Origin of the sequence: Paraburkholderia adhaesiva, from assembly GCF_021390575.1 — a bacterium.
In the GTDB taxonomy this organism is placed as follows: Bacteria; Pseudomonadota; Gammaproteobacteria; order Burkholderiales; family Burkholderiaceae; genus Paraburkholderia; species Paraburkholderia adhaesiva.
In genome coordinates this window covers 605,203-624,003 of the sequence record NZ_JAJEJQ010000002.1, presented here as the reverse complement: position 1 = coordinate 624,003, position 18,801 = coordinate 605,203, and the positions used below count along the sequence as shown (strand labels likewise).

Below are 18,801 nucleotides of genomic sequence, written 5' to 3'. Positions count from 1 at the left end.
GTCGTCAGGCCGCCTGTGCGCATCGCTCCATCGCGCGCTGCAGTGTTTCGTACACCTTGGGGCGATTGCACTGCGAGACGTTGAAGCGCAGGAAATCGCCCGCGCTGTGCGCGACGCTGAACACATTGCCCGGCGCGAACACGACGCCCTGCTCCAGCGCTTCACGCGCTACCTCGGCCGCGTCGAGCCCGTCGGGCAAACGCGCCCACACGAACATTCCCGCCTGCGGCTGCGTCCACGGCGTGACACCCAGCGCACGCAGACGCCGCAGCGAATCGCCCATCGCATCGGCGAGCCGCGTGCGCAGCGTGTCGAGATGGCGACGCCAGGTGCCGTCCACGAGGAGCCGGTAAACGAGATCGGAAGCGAGTTCCCCGTTGCCGAACGACACCGCGAGCTTCAGATCGACGAGCGCCTCGATCCAGTCGGCGCGCGCGGCGATGAAGCCACAGCGCGCCGCCGCCGTCATCGTCTTCGAAAAACTGCCGATCGTCACGACGCGCGCGAGGCCGTCGAAGGCCGCGAGACGCGGCGCGGGATCGGTCTCGAAGTCGGCGAAAATATCGTCTTCGACGATCAGCAGGTTGTGCTCTTCCGCGAGCTTGAGCAGCCGGTGCGCAACCGTGGGCGCAAGCGTCGCGCCGGTGGGATTGTGGATCGCCGAGTTGGTCACGTAGAGCCGTGGGCGATGCTCGATCAGAGCGTGCTCGAACGCGGCGAGATCAGGACCGGTGGGCGTGTAAGGCACGCTCGCCACACGCACGCGGTGCGCGCGCAGGAGCGCCTGAAAGTTGAAGTAGCACGGGTCGTCGACGAGCACCGTATCGCCCGGCTCCAGCAGGAAACGGCACACGAGGTCGAGTGCCTGGGTGCCGCCGTCCGTCAACACGATCTGCGCGGGGCCGGCCTCGACGCCATGCTGCGCGAGTCGCCACGACAATTGCTGGCGCAATGCGGGCAGTCCGAGCGGCGATGCATAGTCCGTGAGCGGCGCCTGCGGGTCGCGGGCGATCGCGCGCAGCGCACGCCGCACGGCGTCCTGCGGCAGCCACGATGCCGGTAGCCAGCCGCAGCCGGGACGCAGCGCGCGCGTATCGGTTTCGAGCGACTGGCGCGTGAGCCACAGCGGATCGATCGCGCGGTCGATACGCGGCCCGAACGCGCCGAGCGCAAGCGGCGGCGCGTGGCCCGCGACGTAGAATCCGGAACCGCGTCGCGCGACCAGCGCACCCTCCGCGACAAGCCGTTCGTACGCCTCGACCACCGTCGATTTCGACACGCCCAGTTGCTCGCTCATCGCGCGAATGGACGGCACGCGCGCGCCTGCCGCCAGCGAGCGGGCGGCGATGCGCAAGCGCAGCGTTTCCATGACGTGTCCGACGCGCGTAGCCGCGCCGGTCGCAGTGTCTTCCATCTGTACTGCTCCGTGTCCAATACAGTTTGAACAAATTGTACTGATCTGTAGCTTACATCCGGCGCGAGCTTCGCGCATCATCGTCGGCACGCTCCATCACTTCCGGACGACTGCACCGCCCCAAGGGACCATGCGCAAACCTCTCAACTCCACGACCGACGGCTGGCTCTGCGGCCTCGCCGGTGTCCTGATCTTCAGCGGATCGCTGCCCGCCACGCGCGTCGCCGTGCTCGGCCTCGCGCCGCTCTTCGTCACCGGAGCGCGCGCCGCCATCGCGGGCGCGCTCGCCGCGCTCATGCTCGCCCTCTTTCGCGCCGCGCGGCCCGAGCGCGGCGAAATCGTGCCGCTCGTCGTCGTAGCGCTCGGCGTGGTCGTGGGCTTCCCGCTGCTCACCGCGCTCGCGCTGCGCCACGTCAGCTCGGCGCACGCCATCGTCTTCATCGGATTGCTGCCGCTTGCCACCGCGATCTTCGGCGTGATGCGCGCCGGTGAGCGTCCGCAGCCCGCGTTCTGGATCTTCTCCGCGCTCGGCAGCGCGGCCGTGGTCGCGTTCGCCGTGCGCCACGGCGTCGATGCTTCGCCGGTCGGCGACGCGCTGATGCTCGGCGCGATCGTCGTCTGCGGGCTCGGCTATGCAGAAGGCGCGCGGCTTTCGCGGCGGCTCGGCGGCTGGCAGGTCATTTGCTGGGCGCTCGTGATCTCGCTGCCCGTCATGGTCCCGCTGGCGTGGTGGACGCAGCCCGCGTCGTTCGACACGGTGACCGCCGCCGCGTGGTGGGGACTCGCCTACGTGTCGCTCTTCAGCATGCTCATCGGCTTCGTGTTCTGGTATCGCGGACTCGCACTCGGCGGCATCGCGGGCGTCGGGCAACTGCAACTGCTTCAACCGTTCTTTGGCTTCGTGCTCGCAGCGCTCGTGCTGCACGAAACGGTGCCGCCCGAGATGATCGGCGCGACCGTCGCCGTGATTGGCTGCGTGGCTGGCGCGCGCCGCTTCGGCCGCGCGTCGCCGGTGGCTGCCGTAGTGCCGCGTGCCTGAGCCTTTGTCCGGGATCGGGCGATATTTTTGGCGCGCTTTGAATCTGCCGTCACGCAAGGCATAGTGGACGGCGCCGGTGTGACTCAGCGCACCGGCGCCCCTGCCACTGGACTTTCGACGTCATGACTCCCTCTACCGTCGACGAAACGCATCTGCGCGACGCCACACCCGACGACTTCCCCGCGATTGCCGCCATCTACGCGCATCACGTGCTGCACGGATCGGCCTCGTTCGAGGAAACGCCGCCCGACCCCGACGAACTCCTGCGCCGCCACGCCACCGTGCGCGGCCACGGCCTGCCGTGGATCGTCGCGGAAGTTGCAGGCAAGGTGGCGGGCTACTGCTACGCCACGCCCTACCGGCCGCGTTCGGCGTACCGCTACACCATCGAAGACTCGATCTACATCGATCAATCGTGCCGAGGGCGCGGCCTCGGTCGCACGCTGCTCAAGGCGCTGATCGAGCGTTGCGAAACCGGACCGTGGCGTCAGATGATCGCCGTGATCGCGGACCCGCGTGGCGGCTCGGTGGCCTTGCACGGGAGCCTCGGCTTCGAGATGGTCGGCACGCTGCACTCAGTCGGATTCAAGCACGGCCAATGGCGCGACACGACGCTCATGCAGCGCGCGCTGGGCGCTGGCTCCGCCACGATGCCCGACGTCTGACCCGCACGCCGAGGTCCTGAGCCGCGGCTCGCGCCGCTAGAATAGTCCGCTCGTCCCGTGCCGGCCGCACGCCGGCACGTTCCCCCACCTTGCGCCCGCGAGCGAGCGCCGACGACAAGGACACACCGATGGAATACGTCCACCTCCTCAACCAGGTTCATCCGTCCAACTGGAGCTTCCTGTGGGACGCGCTCAGCGCCTTCGGGCTGCGCCTCGCTGCGGCTCTGGCGATCCTGTGGATCGGCTGGTGGATCGCCCGCCGCATTGGCCGCTGGTTCGCCGGACAGAACGGCATCGACGCCACGCTGCGCCCGATCGCGCGGGACTCCGCCGCCTGGGGCGTGCGCATCGTCGCGTTGATCGGCGCGCTGTCGCAACTCGGCATCCAGACCGCGAGCATCGTCGCGGTGCTCGGCGCGGCCGGTCTCGCCATCGGCCTCGCGCTGCAGGGCACGCTGCAGAACATCGCGGCCGGCATCATGCTTTTGCTGCTGCGGCCGTTCAAGGTCGGCGATTTCATCGACGGCGGCGGCGGCAACGTCGCGGGGACCGTCGAGGAGATCAATCTCTTCACGACGCGCCTCACGAAACCCGACGGTATCTGCGAATACGTGCCGAACAGCGCCCTCTGGAGCAACTCGATCCGCAACTTCAGCCGCAACCGCACGCGCCGCCTCGACCTCGAAGTCGAGGTCTCGGTGCGCGATGACGTGAACCACGCGATCGATGTGTTGCGCGCGCTCGCCAACGCCGACCCGCGCGTGCTGCCCTCGCCCGCGCCGCAGGTGATGGTGATGCGCTTCGACGACAGCACCGCCGTGCTCAACATACGCGTGTGGTCGAATACGGACGTGTTCTGGGACCTGCGCTGGGATCTGTCGCGCAAGGTGCGCCAGGCGCTCAACGACGCGCAGTGCGCGCTGCCGCTTCGCACGCGCGAACTGCATATCGTGCAGGCGCAACAGACTCAATGAGGCGCTCTCCCCTGACGCAGCGCACGATGCAAGGCTGACCGCTGCAGGCCGGGCTGCTAATATCGAGACAGCCCGGCGCCTGTGCGCGCCGCCCCTACGTCTTCCACGTATTCGCATTCGTACCGAACCGGCAAGCCCTCAGCGATACCTTCGATGAACCCAATCCCCCTGCCGAACCAGCCGGACGCGGCACCGCCCGCCGCACACGCGGCCCGAAAGCGATGAGCACGCTCGTGCGCCGCTTGCGCCGCTTCGCCGTGCACGCCGCGCCGCACGGCTATCTGGCGGTGCTGCTCGTGATCAACGGTCTGTTGCTGCTGCGTCCGGTTGCCGAAAAGGCGCTGCGCCACACGCGCGGCGGCTGGTTCCATGACTGGGTCGCACTCTTCGACGCGTTCGGCCTGCTCGCGCTGCCTCAGGCAGTGATCGCCATGGGCCTCACGATCATGGCGATCGGCATCGCGTTGCGCGCACGCCTCGCGTGGGTACTCTCGCTGATATTGCTCGTGTCCGCATCTTTCATCAGCGTACGCGGTGACTATCGCAGTCTGCCGCTCCTGGCCTACACGTTGGCGCTGGCTGCTGCGCTGCTCTACTACTGGCGTCAATTCGATCGCACGAGCCTCGCCGCCAGCACATTGTTCGCAATACTTAGCATTGGTTCGCTGATGACCTATGCCGTGTTCGGCTCGCTCTACCTGGGCGAAGACTTTACGCCGCCGATCCGCAACATGATCACGGCGTTCTACTTCTCGATGGTGGCAATGTCCACGGTCGGATTCGGCGATATCACGCCACACTCGGACGCCGCGCGGCTCTTCACGGTATCGGTGATCGTGTTCGGCATCACGATCTTCGCCACGTCGATCACCGCCGTGATCGGCCCCGTGATCGGAGGCAGGCTCAAGCACATCGTGAAGGGAGGGATTTCAAACGTGACCCGCAAGAACCATTACCTGATCGTCGGCACCTCGCCGCTCGCGCATAACGTCTACGCGGGACTGAAAAAGCGCGGCTATGCGGTCACCGTCATCGTCTCGGCGAACACGACGCACACGTACCCCGAGAGCGCCGATCTCGTCGTCGGCGATGCGAGCGACACCGCGATACTGCACAACGCTGGCGCGGAGGGCGCGCTCGCGGTGCTTGCGCTTCGCCTCGACGATGCCGAGAACGCCTTCGTGATTCTCGCGATCAAGGACCTGGCGCCGAAGGTGCGCACCGTGGCGCTCGTGAACGACAGCCGCAACCTGCAACGGCTGCGCCTGCTGCAACCGGACATGGTGTTCTCGCCGCAGTTGCTCGCGGGCGAACTGCTCGCGCGCACGCTCAACAACGAAACCATCGACAACGACCTCATCGAGCATCTGCTGTTCGGCAAGTCCGGCGCTCACGCAGCCGCCTCGACGCCGCCGAACGCTTCCGCCTGAGGGCGGTCCGCAACGTCAACGCTTCCGGGCGGGCGGCGGCAGACGTCGAAAGAGCGTGGGATAGTCGATCACGAGACCGTCCTCGTCGATGCGCAGGTCTGCCGTGAAATTACGGAAGATGCCTTCGTAGCGATATACGCGATCGGGTTCGATGCAGACGTAGGCCTGCTCGACGCGCACAGGCCGCAACCCGGGCGCGGCGATGTACACCACGTGGATCGGACGGCGCTCGCCGCGCTTCAGACCGAGGCGGCGGATAGGCAGCGAGTTCGTGAACGGCGTGGCGGCGATGTCAATGTCGATGCACCCCTCGAGCGCGTCGAGCGTGCGCCCTTTGCCGTCGCGCCAATGGCCCTTGCCGTCGCCGTGGATCGCGAGCGCCGCACCGCCCATCACACGAAACGCCGCGTAAGTCACGCGCCATTGTGCATCGCAATGAATCGTGTAGCACAGGCCGTAAGCCTTGCCATAGCGCTGCCCGACCACCACGCTCTCGACGCGGATCGCGTCGCCGCTCGCATCGAACGCCAGATGCTCGATGCCCTCGCCCTCCTCGGATTCCCAACGCACGTGGCGCATCGTCTGTCTCCTCGTTGGCCGTGCCGCGCTTATCGTAGCTCACGACGCGCCGCACCGCGCAACACGTGCCGTGCTTGTGCCGTTGACTGCCGTGGCCCGACCATGAGGGTCAGCGTTCACGCCTGCTGAGAATGAGTCGCATGCCGCTGGCGCTGGCGGCGGGCGCGGCGCGTATTTATATAAGCAGTATTCCTAACATATTCCAACGGCATGCCAGAGCCCTGCGCAACTCATCAGCGGGTGCGACTCGCCAGTGACCACCTCAACAGGGTCCGATGCCGCGAAGGTAGATGGATCCCCCTATACCGCCGCGTGGCGGATTGCCACATAGTCCGTTTCGCCTCGCGTCGAGCATTCCACAATAAACTGATCGCTATCAATGCGTTATCGCAGACCATCACGACCAGAAGATTGACTCATGCGGCAACCTGGCACATGCCTGCGCACAACAAAACGCTTGCAGTTCACCTACCCTTACGCGTATCTGTAATACGTTGCACCGCCCGCGCTCCAGACATCGGTGGCAGCGCAGGGTTTTCCCGGTAGCAAGCATCAGGCATGGACATGTACACGGCATTCTCGGACTTCCCACAGCAACTCGACACACAAACCCCTCCCATCCGCCCATAAGGAGGCAAGCCAGAATGGATGTGACCGTCATCTGGGCCGCGATCATCGCGCTCGGCGTGTTCACGTACGTCGTACTGGACGGCTTCCATCTGGGCATCGGCATCGTGTTTCCGTTCTTTCCCGACGAGCACGATCGCGATCGCATGACGAACGCCGTCGCTCCGGTCTGGAACGGCAACAAGGCCTGGCTCGTACCGGGCAGTGCGGTGCTGTTCGCCGTATTGCCGGTCATGTACTCGCCGCTTCTCTCCGCGCTTTATCCACCGCTCGCGATCATGTTCGCGTGCCTGATTCTCCGCGGCGTTTCGATCAGGAACCGTGCGAAGGCCGACCGTACGAAGCCACTGTGGGACCGCGCGTTCATCGGTGGATCGGCAGGCGCCGCGCTCTTCCAGGGCATCGCGCTGGGCGCATTCGTGCGAGGTGTTTCCGTCGATGCCGGCACGCACGGCAGCATCGTCACGGGGTGGCTCACGCCATTCAACCTGCTCGCGGGGCTTGGGGTCGTCACGACCTATGCGCTGCTCGGCAGTTGCTGGCTCTTCGCCAGAACCGAAGCCGATCTGCAGCGCCGCCTGCACCGGCTCGTCTGGCCGCTCACGATGTTACTGCTCGGCTTCGTCGTGCTCGTGAGCGTGTGGACACCGCTTGCGCACGCATCGATCGACACGCGCTGGTTCGACGCGCGGCTCTTCTTGCGGCTCACGCCGGTGCCGTTGCTCGTGCTCGTCTGCGGCTACTGGATGCACCGCGCCATTCGCGCGCGCCATCTCAGCACACCGTACCTCGCAGCGCTCGGTCTCGTGGCACTCGGCTATCTGGGGATGCTCGCCAGCGTCTGGCCGTATGCAACTGCGCAGAGCATCACCCTCCGGCATGCCGCCGCGCCGCACTCGAGTGAGATATTCGCGCTGTCTGGCGCACTCGTCATGCTTCCCGTCGTGCTGTCGTACACGACGTTGGGCTGCCGGGCCCTGCGCGGCAAGGCACGTCACGGCGATACCCGCCACTATCCATGACCGGCGTCTAGCCGGCGCGGCGGCGCCTCGCGACCCGTTCGCGGTCTAGAGGCACCTCACGCTATTTGTGCTGAACTGAGCGCAAACGCCTACGCGGCCATGCCGCGCCCGCGCTAGACTGTTGACCACCCGCCACTCCCACGACAACAACCATGCAACAGATGACCTTCGGCGAATCCGTGAAGCGCACATGGGCCAGCGCCCGGGAAGCCGCCACGCAGATGCCCCTCCTCATGCTCGGGGCCTTCGTGGTTTATACGGTGCTCGCTTGCGTGGCGTTCGCCGGACGTCCCGTGCCCGGCGAGGGCGAAATGCCATCGGGCGGTCTCGTGTTCGCGGCCAACATTGCGTCGATCCTCAATTCGATCATCTATATCGGGTTCATCGTCAAGATCCACCGCTTCGTGCTGCTGCGCGAAGGCGCCGTGCCGCTGCTTCCGCTCGGCGGCAAACCGCTCGCACGCGTGTTCGGCGTGGGGCTCCTCATTACGCTCTCGCTCGTCGCGAGCGCGCTTGTCCTCTATGCCGTGCTGCGGCCGCACTATGCAGGGGGGTTCGCGTTTATCGGAATCGTCGTCGGCGTCGTCTGGATCTTCGTCGCGGTGAGGCTCAGCCTGCTCTTTCCTGCGATCTCCACCGGCAGCCGTATCGATCTGCGCGGCGCCTGGCATGACAGCAGCGGCCACTTCTGGACCCTCTTCGGCGTGCCGTTCGTCGCCGTGCTGCCGCTCGTGGGATGCGGGATCGTTGCGCTGATCATCCTCGGCATTGCCGGTATCACGCCCGCGGCCATCGCGTCGCCGTCATGGCTCCTGCTGCTTGCAGCCGGTCAGAGCGTAGGGAACATCGCGTTCGCGCTCATCACGTCAGCGTCGCTCGCATTGCTCTACCGACGCTACGCCGACCGGCTACCCGCGCCGCCCGAAGCTTGATGCGGCCAGCCGGAGGCTGCCGCGTACCGAAACCGTAGCCCGGATCGGCTGCGCAATCGGCGATGCGTATACCGGTGCGGCGCGCTCACCTGCAAGCCGATGCAATTCCCTCAAGCCGATGAGGTTTTTGTCCGGCTACGCGGCTGTGCTTGCCAACGCCTCGGACGAGGTCACCGCACTACCAGATCCCCGGCACGAATCGATAGCGCACGCGCTGCAGATACTCGCGATAGCCGGGCAGTCCCTCGGCGAGCGTGCGCTCCTCCTTGACCGCGCGCCAGCCGATACCGGCCACCATGAACGGCACGCACGCGAGTCCCCACCACGAGCCAAGCATGAGCGGCGTCCCGGCCAGCAGCAGGATCGCGTAGGAATACATCGGGTGGCGGATGTGCGCGTACGGACCGGAGTCGCTGAGCGTGTGCCCGCGCTCGCGCTGAATCGCGACGACAGGCGACGCGAAGCGATTCGCCGCGAATACGCCGCGCGTGAAATAGATGTCGAGAAACACGCCGACCGCGCCCAACACCCTGAGCCAGAGCGGCACGTGCGACCAGCCGAAGCGCACGGCGTCAAAGCCGATCAGGCACAGCCACGCGCACCAGCCGACCGTCACGGCCATCATGAACACCCGGTCCCAACGGCTCTGGCCGCGCTGCGCGAATGGCGACATACGCTCGGCGAGCAGCCCCGGATCGACGCGCTGGAGCCACACGCCGATCCAGATACCACACGCGGCCCATTCGAGCAGCCAGAGCCATGCCGCGAGCCACGCGAGCGTCCCCGCCGAGCCGAACAGCAACACGCCCATCCACGCGAACCAGGCAGCCGTCAGCCAGATCATGCGTCCGATCATCGTTTCCTCCCTGATGGTCCGCGTCACGCCTGCAACGGCACTCAGTGGACCTCGGTGTGTCACGCCGCTCGCGCAACGCGCGCGCCTGTGTCCAAGCCCGACGCACCGACGCCGATGCACTAGCACAGCACGGGACGTCGCAATCGGTGTGCGCGAAGTGTTCACCGGCATCGCAGGGGACACCGGCATCAGCCCTCGACACCCGATCCCGCGCAATTTGGTCGCACACCGCAAGCACAACCATTCGTCACTCAACGATATTAGACTTCCGCCGGCCAAACGAATGCCCCGCTTTCCGACGATCAAGGCCTGGAAAAATTTTCAGACAGGCTTTCGTCAGTTTCCGGACGGCTCGCCGTATTATTTATGCGAATCATTCTCATTTGCATTGCGCGCGTTAAAACTGGCGACTACAATGCCTTTCGTTCGCTCCCGTGATCCCGCTGAGCGACCAGAGAATTCATATGCAGCGGTGCCTGCGTCGGCGGCATCGACATAACCAATAAGGATCTCGATGAAGTTCTCCTCTTCCGCTCGTCCCGCCGCATCGCACGGCCACGGGGGCCAGCGCCGCCAGCCGGCGCTGCGCAGGCTGGCGTTGTCGGTTGCGTTCGCCACGCTCGCAAGCGGCGCCGCGCAGGCGCAATCCACGCCCGACGCCGCCCCCGAAGCTCCCGAAGCGGATCTCGCCATCAAGGCGCAGCCGTCCGGTTTCTGGACTGGCTTCTGGACCCGCGACAATATGCTCGGCGACATGGGCGGCCTGCGGCCGTGGCTCGGCAAGTACGGTGTTACGTTCCAGCTGACCGAGACCAGCGAATATCTCGCGAACGTGCGCGGTGGCCTGAACCGTGGCGGCACGTATGACGGCCTCACCACGGCGACCGTCCAGGTCGACACGAGCAAGGCGCTCGGGATTCCGGGCGGCCTCTTCAATATCAGCGCGCTGCAGATTCACGGCTCCAACCTGAGCGAGCGGAACCTCGGCACGCTGAACACCGCGAGCGGGATCGAAGCGCCGGCCTCCACGCGCCTTTGGGAGATGTGGTACCAGCAATCCTTCCTCGACAACAAAGTCGACGTGAAGATCGGTCAGCAGAGTATCGACCAGGAATTCATCACGAGCCAGTATTCGGCGCTCTTCGTCAATACGATGTTCGGCTGGCCCGCACTGCCCTCGTACAACATGCCGTCGGGCGGTCCCGCTTATCCGCTCGCGGGTCTCGGCGTGCGCGTGCGCGGCAAGATCACGAACTCGCTCACCGGCCTCTTCGGCGTGTTCTCCGGCGATCCCCTCGGCAACGATCCGGATAACCTTAGTGGTACGAATTTCAATCTTCACAACGGCACGCTGTTGATCGGCGAGTTGCAGTACGCGATCAACCAGCCCGCCGAAGGCGACCTCGTGCGTACGTCGGGTCGCGGTCTGCCGGGCACTTACAAGCTCGGCTTCTGGTACAACAGCAACTCGTTCGACGACAAGCGCTTCGACAACACCGGCCTCTCGCTGGCCAATCCTGCAACGACCGGCATTCCGGCCCAGCACCGCGGCAACTACAGCATCTACGCCGTCGCCGACCAGACCGTGTGGCGGCCGAACCCCGACGAGCCGCGCAGCATCGGCGTATTTGCGCGCGTGATGGGCGCGCCGGGCGACCGCAACCTGGTCGATTTCGCAGCGAACCTCGGCGTCGTGATGAAAGCGCCGTTCGCAGGCCGCGACGACGACAGCATCGGCCTCGCCGCCACCTATATCAAGGTCAGCAATTCGGTCAACGGCCTCGACCTCGACAACCGCTTTTTCCTGAACACCCCGTACGGCGTGCGCACGCAGGAAACGACCCTCGAGGCGACCTATCAGTATCAGGTCACCCCATGGTGGATATTGCAGGCCGACGCCCAGTACACGTTTAACGCGGGCGCGGGCCAGAACCCGGTGAATCCGCAGGCACCGTTGCGCAATACGTTCGTGATCGGTATGCGCACCAACATCACGTTCTAAGCCCGCGCCGGGACAAACGATCGATACGCAGTCAATTTCCAACAACAGGTCTCGCGAGTCGTTGCTGGCTTGAACGCTACCCTCGCGAGGCACGGAGAGTCACAATGAAACACGCAACGCGCATGCTCCTGCTGCGCGCGACTCACGCCGCCCGCGCGGCGCTCGCGCTCGCCGCCGCTGCCACGCTCAGTACCGCGCCGCTCACCGCGCACGCCGATCCGCAGGGCCTGCTCGAATCCATCCATCACCACAGCACGCTCATCAACACCGTCCCCGACAACAGCGACCAGAACCCGTACGCGATCGTCGTCGCGCCGGTCAGCGCCGGTACGGTGAAGCAAGGCGACGTGCTCGTCGACAACTTCAACAACGCCGCCAATCTGCAGGGCGCCGGCAGCACGATCGTCGACTATCACCCCGACACGAAGCAGATGTCGCTCTTCGCGTCGATCCCGCGCGACCTCAAGGAATGCCCGGGCGGCGTCGGTCTTTCGACTGCGATGACCATGCTGAAGTCGGGCTGGGTGATCGTCGGCAGCACACCGAGCAACGACGGCACGACGACCACCAAAGGCGCGGGTTGTTTGATCGTCCTCGACAGCAACGGAAAAATCGCCACAACGATTAGTACTACGAATATCAACGATCCGTGGGGCAACATGGCCGTCGTCGATAACGGCGACCATGCCACGCTGTTTGTGAGCAACGCGGGCTTCGGCGTGGGGGCGGCAAGCGACAACCCGCCCGTCTTCAAGCAGGCCACGGTGCTGCGTCTCGATCTCGACATCCCGAGCGGCCAGGCGCCGGTCGTGAAGCGCGAAACGGTGGTGGCGAGCGGCTTCGGCGCGCAAGCCGACAAGGGCGTGTTCCTCGTCGGGCCGACGGGCCTCGCGCTGTCCGCCGACAACAAGCTGCTCTACGTCTCCGACGCGATAGGCAACCGCATCAACGTGATCGAAGATCCGCTCACGCGCGACACGAGCGCGGGCGTCGGCCGCCAGCTCACCGCGGACGGCCTGCTGCATCGTCCGCTCGCGATGATCGCGACGCCGCAGGGTCACCTGCTCGTCACGAACGCGCTCAACGGTCAGGTCGTCGAGATCGACCCGGTCGAGGCAAAGCAGCTCTACGCACGCTGGATCGATACGGACAAAGCGCAAACGCCTCCGGGCAACGGCGACCTGTTCGGCATCGCCCTGACGCCGGCTGGCGATGGCTTCTACTACGTGGAAGACGACGTGAATACCCTCGTTCTGGCCCAGTGATCATGTCCTCCAACCACTTCGATGACACACCCGAACGCCCCGCGCGGCGGGGTTTTCTGAAGGCCGGCGGCGCTGCGGTTGCCGCTGGTGCAACGCTCGGCGCGACGAACATCGCCCACGCGGCCGTGCACGCGAAGCAGGACGCGGCAAAGGCCGATCCGATGCTCGCCGTCGAGCCGTTCTACGGCGAGCACCAGGGCGGCATCGTCACACCGCAGCAGGCCCACACCTATGTCGCCGCATTCGACCTCACGACGACTTCGCGTGACGACGTGATCAACCTGCTACGCCAGTGGACCGAAGCGGCCGCGCGTATGACGCAGGCGCAACCCGCAGCAAAGCTCGACGGCGTCGGCGACGATCACCCCGCGCCCGACTCGGGTGATGCGCTCGGCCTAGGAGCCGCGGGGCTAACGGTGACGTTCGGCTTCGGCCCCGGCCTCTTTATGTCCGAAGGCAAGGACCGCTACGGCCTCGCGCACAGGCGCCCCGCCGCGCTCGTCGATCTGCCGCGCTTTAACGGCGACCAGTTGATCGCCGAAAAAACCGGTGGCGATCTGTACGTCCAGGCTTGCGCGAACGATGCACAAGTGGCCTTCCACGCGGTGCGCCAACTCGCACGCCAGGGCTACGGCATCCTGCACATGCGCTGGGGACAGGCGGGCTTTCTCTCAGGCCCGCGCGCCCAGACGCCGCGCAACCTGATGGGCTTCAAGGACGGCACCAACAATCCGCCGACTGCCGACCCGAAGCTGATGAACCAGTTCGTCTGGGCCACCGCCGCCGACGCACCGTGGATGCAGGGGGGCACGTACACGGTGGTGCGCCGCATCCGTATCACGCTCGAGCACTGGGACCAGATGGAGCTCGGTTTTCAGGAGCAGGTGTTCGGCCGCCACAAGTACAGCGGCGCGCCGATCGGCAAGCAAAAGGAATTCGACGCGGTCGATCTGGACGCGCAGGACAAGGACGGCAATCCGCAGATTCCCGAGAACTCGCATGTGCGTCTGTCGAATCGCGCGTCGAACAACGGCGCACAGATCCTGCGCCGCTCGTACTCGTACAACGACGGCACGAACTTCTACATCGAGCGCTGGCCGCCGTGGCGCCAGGAGACGGAATATGACGCGGGCCTCATCTTCGTCGCCCACCAGAGCGACCCGCGCACGGGCTTCATTCCGATCAACGAAAAGCTCGCGAAGTTCGACATGATGAACCAGTTCACGACCCACGTGGGCAGCGCGATCTTCGCGTGCCCGCCGGGCGCGAAGCCGGGTTCGTTCATTGGCGCGGAACTGTTCGCAGCCTGAATAACTGAATGCCTGAATAGCCGGTGCTTTTCATCAACGGAAACCACTCATCATGAAAATCTCGATCCCCGGCGCGCCGCTGCGCAGAGCCGCCCTGAACGTTGCGCTGATGGCCGTCACGACGCTTCCGCTCGCGGCCCACGCTGCGTCGATCACGCTGTACAGCGCACAACACGAGCAGGTCGTAAACCAGCTTGCGAAGGACTTCGAACAACAGACCGGCATCGACGTAAAGATCCGCAGCGGCGAAGGTCCAGCACTCGCGGCCCAGCTCGTCGCCGAAGGGAACAAGACGCCCGCCGACGTCTACTTCACCGAAAATTCTCCCGAGCTGATGTTGCTCGAAGAAAAGGCCCTGCTCGTTCCGGTCCAGAGCGCGACGCTTTCCGTCGTGCCCGCGCGCTATAGCTCGCCGACCGGTCAGTGGGTAGGCGTGACTGCACGCGAGAATGTGCTCGTCTACAACACGACGAAGGTGCAGTCGTCACAATTACCGCATTCGCTGTTCGACCTCGCGAAGCCGGAATGGAAGGGCAAGATTGGCATCGCCCCTTCCGACGCCGACTTCCTGCCGCTCGTCGACGCGGTGTTGGCCATGAAGGGCGAAGCCGCGACGCTCCAATGGCTAAAGGGCCTCAAGACCAACGCGCAGATCTTCGACGACGAAGAAGGCGTCGTGGCCGCTGTGAACCGCGGCGCGGTCGCGACGGGCATCATCAACAACTACTACTGGGACCGCCTGCACGCCGAGATCGGCGACAGCAAGACGCGCAGCGCTGTGGCGCACTTCGCGGACGGCGATGTCGGCGCGCTGGTGAACGTCTCGGGCGCGGCAGCGATGAAATCGGCGCATAACCCGGACGGCGCGCAGAAATTTCTCGCGTATCTGGTGAGCGAGCGAGCACAGAAGCTGATGGCGGAAGATCACATCAGCTACGAGTATCCGTTGCGCCCGGGCATCGCCAGCGACCCGATCAACAAGCCGTTCGACCAGTTGAAGCCGCCGTCACTGACGATCCAGCAACTCGGCGACGACAGCCAGGCCGGCAAGCTGCTGCGCGAAGCCGGGCTCCTTTGATCGATACTGTAAAAAGCCAGCCTGATCGTGAGTGAAGCCATCACCACGGCGCCAGCCATAGAGGAGCCGAGTCCCCCAACAACGCACGCCGCCGCGCGTCGACGAGCCCCGCGCGCGCTGTTCGCGGCCGCGCTGCTCGGCCCTCTCCTCGTGCTGCTGCCGGTCGCGCTGACGTTCTGGCGTGCGTTTTCATTCGGATTCGCCGATGCAGCCGATCTGATCTTCAGGCCGCTAGTCGGCGAACTGCTCGTCAACACGCTGACGATCACCGTCTGCGCGACGCTCGCCAGTGCCGTGCTCGGCACCGCTATCGCGTGGTTCGTCGAACGCACCGATGTGCCCGGCCGCCGCGCGTTCGCCCTGCTCGCCGCCGCGCCGCTCGCCATGCCCGCGTTCATCACGAGTTACGCGTGGGTGTCGCTCAGCCTCGACTTGCAGGACTTCCTCGGCGCGTTCATCGTCATCACGAGCGCCTATTTCCCCCTCGTCTATCTGCCGGTTGCCGCCGCGCTGCGCGGGCTCGACCCCGCGCTCGAAGAAACCGCGCGCGCGCTCGGCTGCAATCGCTGGGCGACTTTCGTGCGCGTCGTGCTGCCGCAATTGCGCCCCGCGCTTTTCGGCTCGATGCTGCTCGTCGCGCTCGGCGTGCTCTCCGAGTTCGGCGCGTTCCAGATGCTGCGCTTTCGCACCTTCACGACCGAGATCTACGCCGAATACCGCACGAGCTTCGATGGCGGCGGCGCGTCACTGCTCGCGTGCGTGCTGATCGTGCTGTGCCTCGTCTGTCTTGCGCTCGAGTTTCGCGTGCGCGGACGTGCGCGCTATGAACGCGTCGATCGCGGCACGCGGCGCGCGGCTGTGCGCCTCGCGCTCGGCCGCTGGCGCTGGCCCGTCGCGGCGGCCTTTATCGCTCTTAACGTCGCGACGCTCGGCGTGCCGCTCGCGATGATCGGCTACTGGCTCACGCAGCCCGGCGCCGCTGCGATCACGCCCGCCGACGTCTCGCCTGAATTGCTCTTCTCGGCGACGTTCGCCTCGCTGCGCCTCGGCCTCATCGCCGCCGTCTCCACGACACTGCTCGCCCTGCCGCTCGCGTTTCTGCTCGCACGCTATCCAGGCCGTCTCGCGGCATTGCTCGAACGCGCGGCATTCGTTGCGCAAGGCGTGCCGGGACTCGTGATTGCGCTCGCGATCGTGTCGCTCGCCGTGCGCGCCCTCACGCCGCTTTATCAAAGCACGACGCTCCTGATCGTGGCTTATGCGATCCTGTTCCTGCCGCTCGCGCTGGTGAGCGTGCGTGCAGCGCTATTGCAAGCGCAGCTTCGTCTCGAAGACACGGCACGTTCGCTCGGCCTCGGCTGGTTCGAGACGATGCGGCGCGTCGTGCTGCCGCTCGCGGGGCCGGGGCTTGGCGCGGCGGCTTCGATGGTATTCATCGCCGTCGTCACCGAACTCAACGCGACGCTGCTGCTCTCGCCCATCGGCACCCACACGCTCGCGACCCAGGTCTGGAGCGACACGTCTACGCTCGCATTCGCCGCTGCCGCGCCCTATGCCGCGCTGCTCACGGCGCTTTCGCTCGTCGCCTCGGGCCTCCTGTTCACGTTCGCGGGCAAATCGGCGCTGGCCGCGCACACCAGTGCGCCGCCCGACGCCTCCTGATCGCCCAAACGGAATCGCCATCATGAGCACGCTACGAATCTCCGGCCTGCAAAAGTCGTTCGACGGCCACCCGGTGCTGCACGGCATCGATCTTTCCGTGAAGTCGGGCTCACTCGTCGCGCTGCTCGGTCCTTCGGGCAGCGGCAAGACCACACTTCTGCGCGTGCTGTGCGGTTTCGAGCACGCCGACGCGGGCACCATCGAAATCGACGACCGCCGCGTCGCAGGCGCTGGCCTCCATCTTCCGGCCGAGCAGCGCCGCATCGGCTACTTGCCGCAAGAAGGCGCACTTTTTCCGCACCTCTCGGTCGCGGACAACATCGTGTTCGGCCTGCCGCGTGCGCAGCGTCGTGCGCGTCATCGCGTGGCGGAACTGCTCGAACTAGTCGGACTTCCGGAGTCCTATGCAACCCGCGCGCCGCAGCAGCTTTCTGGCGGCCAGCAACAACGCGTCGCGCTCGCGCGGGCGCTTGCGCCATCGCCGGGCCTCGTCATGCTCGACGAACCGTTCTCGTCGCTCGATGCCGCATTGCGTGTCGAGACGCGCGAAGCCGTGGCGCGCGCACTCGCCGCCGCCGGCGCGACCGCCGTGCTCGTCACGCATGACCAGGCCGAAGCGCTTTCGCTCGGTGATGAAGTCGCCGTGTTGTGGAGTGGCCGGCTATTGCAGACCGCCGCCCCGCAGACACTCTACCGGCGTCCGGCCACACCGGAGCTCGCCGCGTTCATCGGCGAATCGGTGCTGCTGCCGGGCCGCATCGTCAATGGACGCGCGCAATGCGTGCTCGGCGCACTGCCCGTGGCCGATGGTCTGAGTCATGCCGATGGCGCCGTCGACGTAATGCTGCGCCCCGAGCAGATCGAAGTCCTGCCGGAAACTGCGCAGCGCGAAGGCGCGCTCGATGCACTCGTGCACGACATCACGTTCCAGGGGCAGGACGCGGCACTCACGCTGCGGCTCTTCGATTCGCAGACAACCGTGCGCGCGCGCGTGCCCGGCTACCGCACGCCGCGCCGCGGCGAACGCGTGCGACTCACGGTCGGCGGCGAAGTGAGCGTCTACCCGCGCTGACGCGGCACCGCGAGATCCTGCGCCATCTGCTGCGCAAGGTAATCGCAGATCGGCCGGTTGGACTTCACGCTGCGCGCGACGACAATATCGAGCGGTTCGATCTTCGGCAGCCCTTGCGCCTCGCCGAGCACGGCGAAACGTGGCGGCACGCTACAACGCGTGAGCGCCACCACGGCAATGCCGGCCTCGACGGTCGCCATCAGACCCATCAGGCTCGCGCTGCTATAGGCCGCGCGATAGCGGATGCGCGCCGCGTCGAGCGCGGCCACGGTATGAGCGCGCGCCACGCTGCCGTGCTCGTAGAGGCCGACGGGCAGTGGCGACATCGTCGCCGTCGCCGGGTCGGTCGCGGAACCGACCCACACCATGTCCTCGCTGCGCACGAATTCGCCGCGCAGCTTGCGGTCGCGCGTGACGAGCGCGAGGTCGATCTTGTTGTCCGCCAGCATCGGCCCGAGCGCGACGCTCTGCGCACAGACAATTTCGATCTCGACATGCGGATAGAGCGTCGAAAAACGCCGCAGAACGGGCGACAACAACGAAGCCATGTAGTCGTCGGGCGCGCCGAGCGCAACGCGCCCCGTCACTTCAGGTCGCACCAGCGCCGACCACGCCTCCTCCTGCAGATCGAGCGCGCGCCGCGCGTATTCGAGCAGCGTATTGCCCGGCCGCGTGAGCGCCAGATTGCGCGTATCACGCGTAAAAAGCGTTGTGCCGAGCATCTGTTCGAGCCGCTTGATCTGCATGCTCACCGCCGCCTGCGAGCGATGCACTGTGACTGCGGCCCGCGTAAAGCTGCCCGCGTCGGCCACGGCGACGAAGCTGCGCAGCAGGTCGAGGTCGAATTCGGGGTTCATGCGCGGCTCCTGATTCA

General features: G+C 66.0%; 16 protein-coding genes. 12 read left to right on the top strand and 4 right to left on the bottom strand.

Annotation, left to right across the window (positions count from 1 at the left end; translation table 11 throughout):
- Window positions 1-4: 4 nt before the first annotated feature.
- Entirely contained in the window at window positions 5-1,414 is a 1,410-nt protein-coding gene (locus L0U80_RS18385; protein ID WP_233868053.1) for an aminotransferase-like domain-containing protein, read from the bottom strand.
- Window positions 1,415-1,544: 130 nt separating this feature from the next.
- Between L0U80_RS18385 and L0U80_RS18380 the strand changes: the two genes are divergently transcribed.
- From L0U80_RS18380 to kch, 4 genes are all read left to right on the top strand, one after another.
- Entirely contained in the window at window positions 1,545-2,453 is a 909-nt protein-coding gene (locus tag L0U80_RS18380; protein ID WP_233868050.1) for a DMT family transporter, read from the top strand.
- A gap of 122 nt (window positions 2,454-2,575) precedes the next feature.
- Complete coding sequence (locus L0U80_RS18375; protein ID WP_233868042.1) at window positions 2,576-3,118, top strand: GNAT family N-acetyltransferase; 543 nt, start codon at window positions 2,576-2,578, stop codon at window positions 3,116-3,118.
- A 128-nt stretch (window positions 3,119-3,246) separates the two neighbouring features.
- Window positions 3,247-4,092: a mechanosensitive ion channel family protein gene (locus tag L0U80_RS18370; protein WP_233868039.1), complete on the top strand. Its 846-nt coding sequence runs from the start codon at window positions 3,247-3,249 to the stop codon at window positions 4,090-4,092.
- A gap of 221 nt (window positions 4,093-4,313) precedes the next feature.
- Window positions 4,314-5,522 carry a voltage-gated potassium channel protein gene (gene kch, locus L0U80_RS18365; RefSeq protein ID WP_233868036.1) on the top strand — a complete coding sequence of 403 codons (1,209 nt, stop codon included), beginning with the start codon at window positions 4,314-4,316 and terminating at the stop codon, window positions 5,520-5,522.
- Window positions 5,523-5,537: 15 nt separating this feature from the next.
- Here kch and L0U80_RS18360 read toward each other — a convergent pair whose 3' ends face one another.
- Entirely contained in the window at window positions 5,538-6,101 is a 564-nt protein-coding gene (locus tag L0U80_RS18360; RefSeq protein WP_233868034.1) for a putative glycolipid-binding domain-containing protein, read from the bottom strand.
- Between the two features lie 644 nt (window positions 6,102-6,745).
- Here L0U80_RS18360 and L0U80_RS18355 point away from each other — a divergent pair.
- Window positions 6,746-7,750 carry a cytochrome d ubiquinol oxidase subunit II gene (locus L0U80_RS18355; RefSeq protein ID WP_233868032.1) on the top strand — a complete coding sequence of 335 codons (1,005 nt, stop codon included), beginning with the start codon at window positions 6,746-6,748 and terminating at the stop codon, window positions 7,748-7,750.
- Window positions 7,751-7,902: 152 nt separating this feature from the next.
- Window positions 7,903-8,682: a hypothetical protein gene (locus L0U80_RS18350; RefSeq protein WP_233868030.1), complete on the top strand. Its 780-nt coding sequence runs from the start codon at window positions 7,903-7,905 to the stop codon at window positions 8,680-8,682.
- A gap of 178 nt (window positions 8,683-8,860) precedes the next feature.
- Here the strand turns inward: L0U80_RS18350 and L0U80_RS18345 are convergent, their stop codons facing one another.
- Window positions 8,861-9,538 (bottom strand): methyltransferase family protein, encoded by a 678-nt coding sequence (locus tag L0U80_RS18345; protein ID WP_233868028.1) that lies wholly within the window; start codon window positions 9,536-9,538, stop codon window positions 8,861-8,863.
- A 514-nt stretch (window positions 9,539-10,052) separates the two neighbouring features.
- Here L0U80_RS18345 and L0U80_RS18340 point away from each other — a divergent pair.
- The 6 genes from L0U80_RS18340 to L0U80_RS18315 all read left to right on the top strand — a co-directional run bounded on the left by L0U80_RS18340 (window position 10,053) and on the right by L0U80_RS18315 (window position 17,927).
- The gene (locus L0U80_RS18340) at window positions 10,053-11,540 is read left to right on the top strand and encodes a carbohydrate porin (RefSeq protein WP_233868026.1); all 1,488 of its coding nucleotides are present in this window, start codon (window positions 10,053-10,055) and stop codon (window positions 11,538-11,540) included.
- A gap of 104 nt (window positions 11,541-11,644) precedes the next feature.
- A complete protein-coding gene (locus L0U80_RS18335; RefSeq protein WP_233868024.1) occupies window positions 11,645-12,805 on the top strand; it encodes an NHL repeat-containing protein in 1,161 nt (386 codons plus the stop codon).
- Window positions 12,806-12,807: 2 nt separating this feature from the next.
- Complete coding sequence (gene efeB, locus L0U80_RS18330; protein ID WP_233868022.1) at window positions 12,808-14,115, top strand: iron uptake transporter deferrochelatase/peroxidase subunit; 1,308 nt, start codon at window positions 12,808-12,810, stop codon at window positions 14,113-14,115.
- A gap of 52 nt (window positions 14,116-14,167) precedes the next feature.
- Entirely contained in the window at window positions 14,168-15,193 is a 1,026-nt protein-coding gene (locus tag L0U80_RS18325) for an iron ABC transporter substrate-binding protein (RefSeq protein WP_233868020.1), read from the top strand.
- A gap of 39 nt (window positions 15,194-15,232) precedes the next feature.
- Complete coding sequence (locus L0U80_RS18320) at window positions 15,233-16,855, top strand: ABC transporter permease (protein WP_233871416.1); 1,623 nt, start codon at window positions 15,233-15,235, stop codon at window positions 16,853-16,855.
- 22 nt (window positions 16,856-16,877) lie between these two features.
- Entirely contained in the window at window positions 16,878-17,927 is a 1,050-nt protein-coding gene (locus L0U80_RS18315) for an ABC transporter ATP-binding protein (protein ID WP_233868017.1), read from the top strand.
- Here L0U80_RS18315 and L0U80_RS18310 read toward each other — a convergent pair.
- Window positions 17,915-18,784 (bottom strand): LysR family transcriptional regulator, encoded by an 870-nt coding sequence (locus L0U80_RS18310; protein ID WP_233868014.1) that lies wholly within the window; start codon window positions 18,782-18,784, stop codon window positions 17,915-17,917. The genes L0U80_RS18315 and L0U80_RS18310 overlap by 13 nt on opposite strands.
- Between the last annotated feature and the right edge of the window lie 17 nt (window positions 18,785-18,801).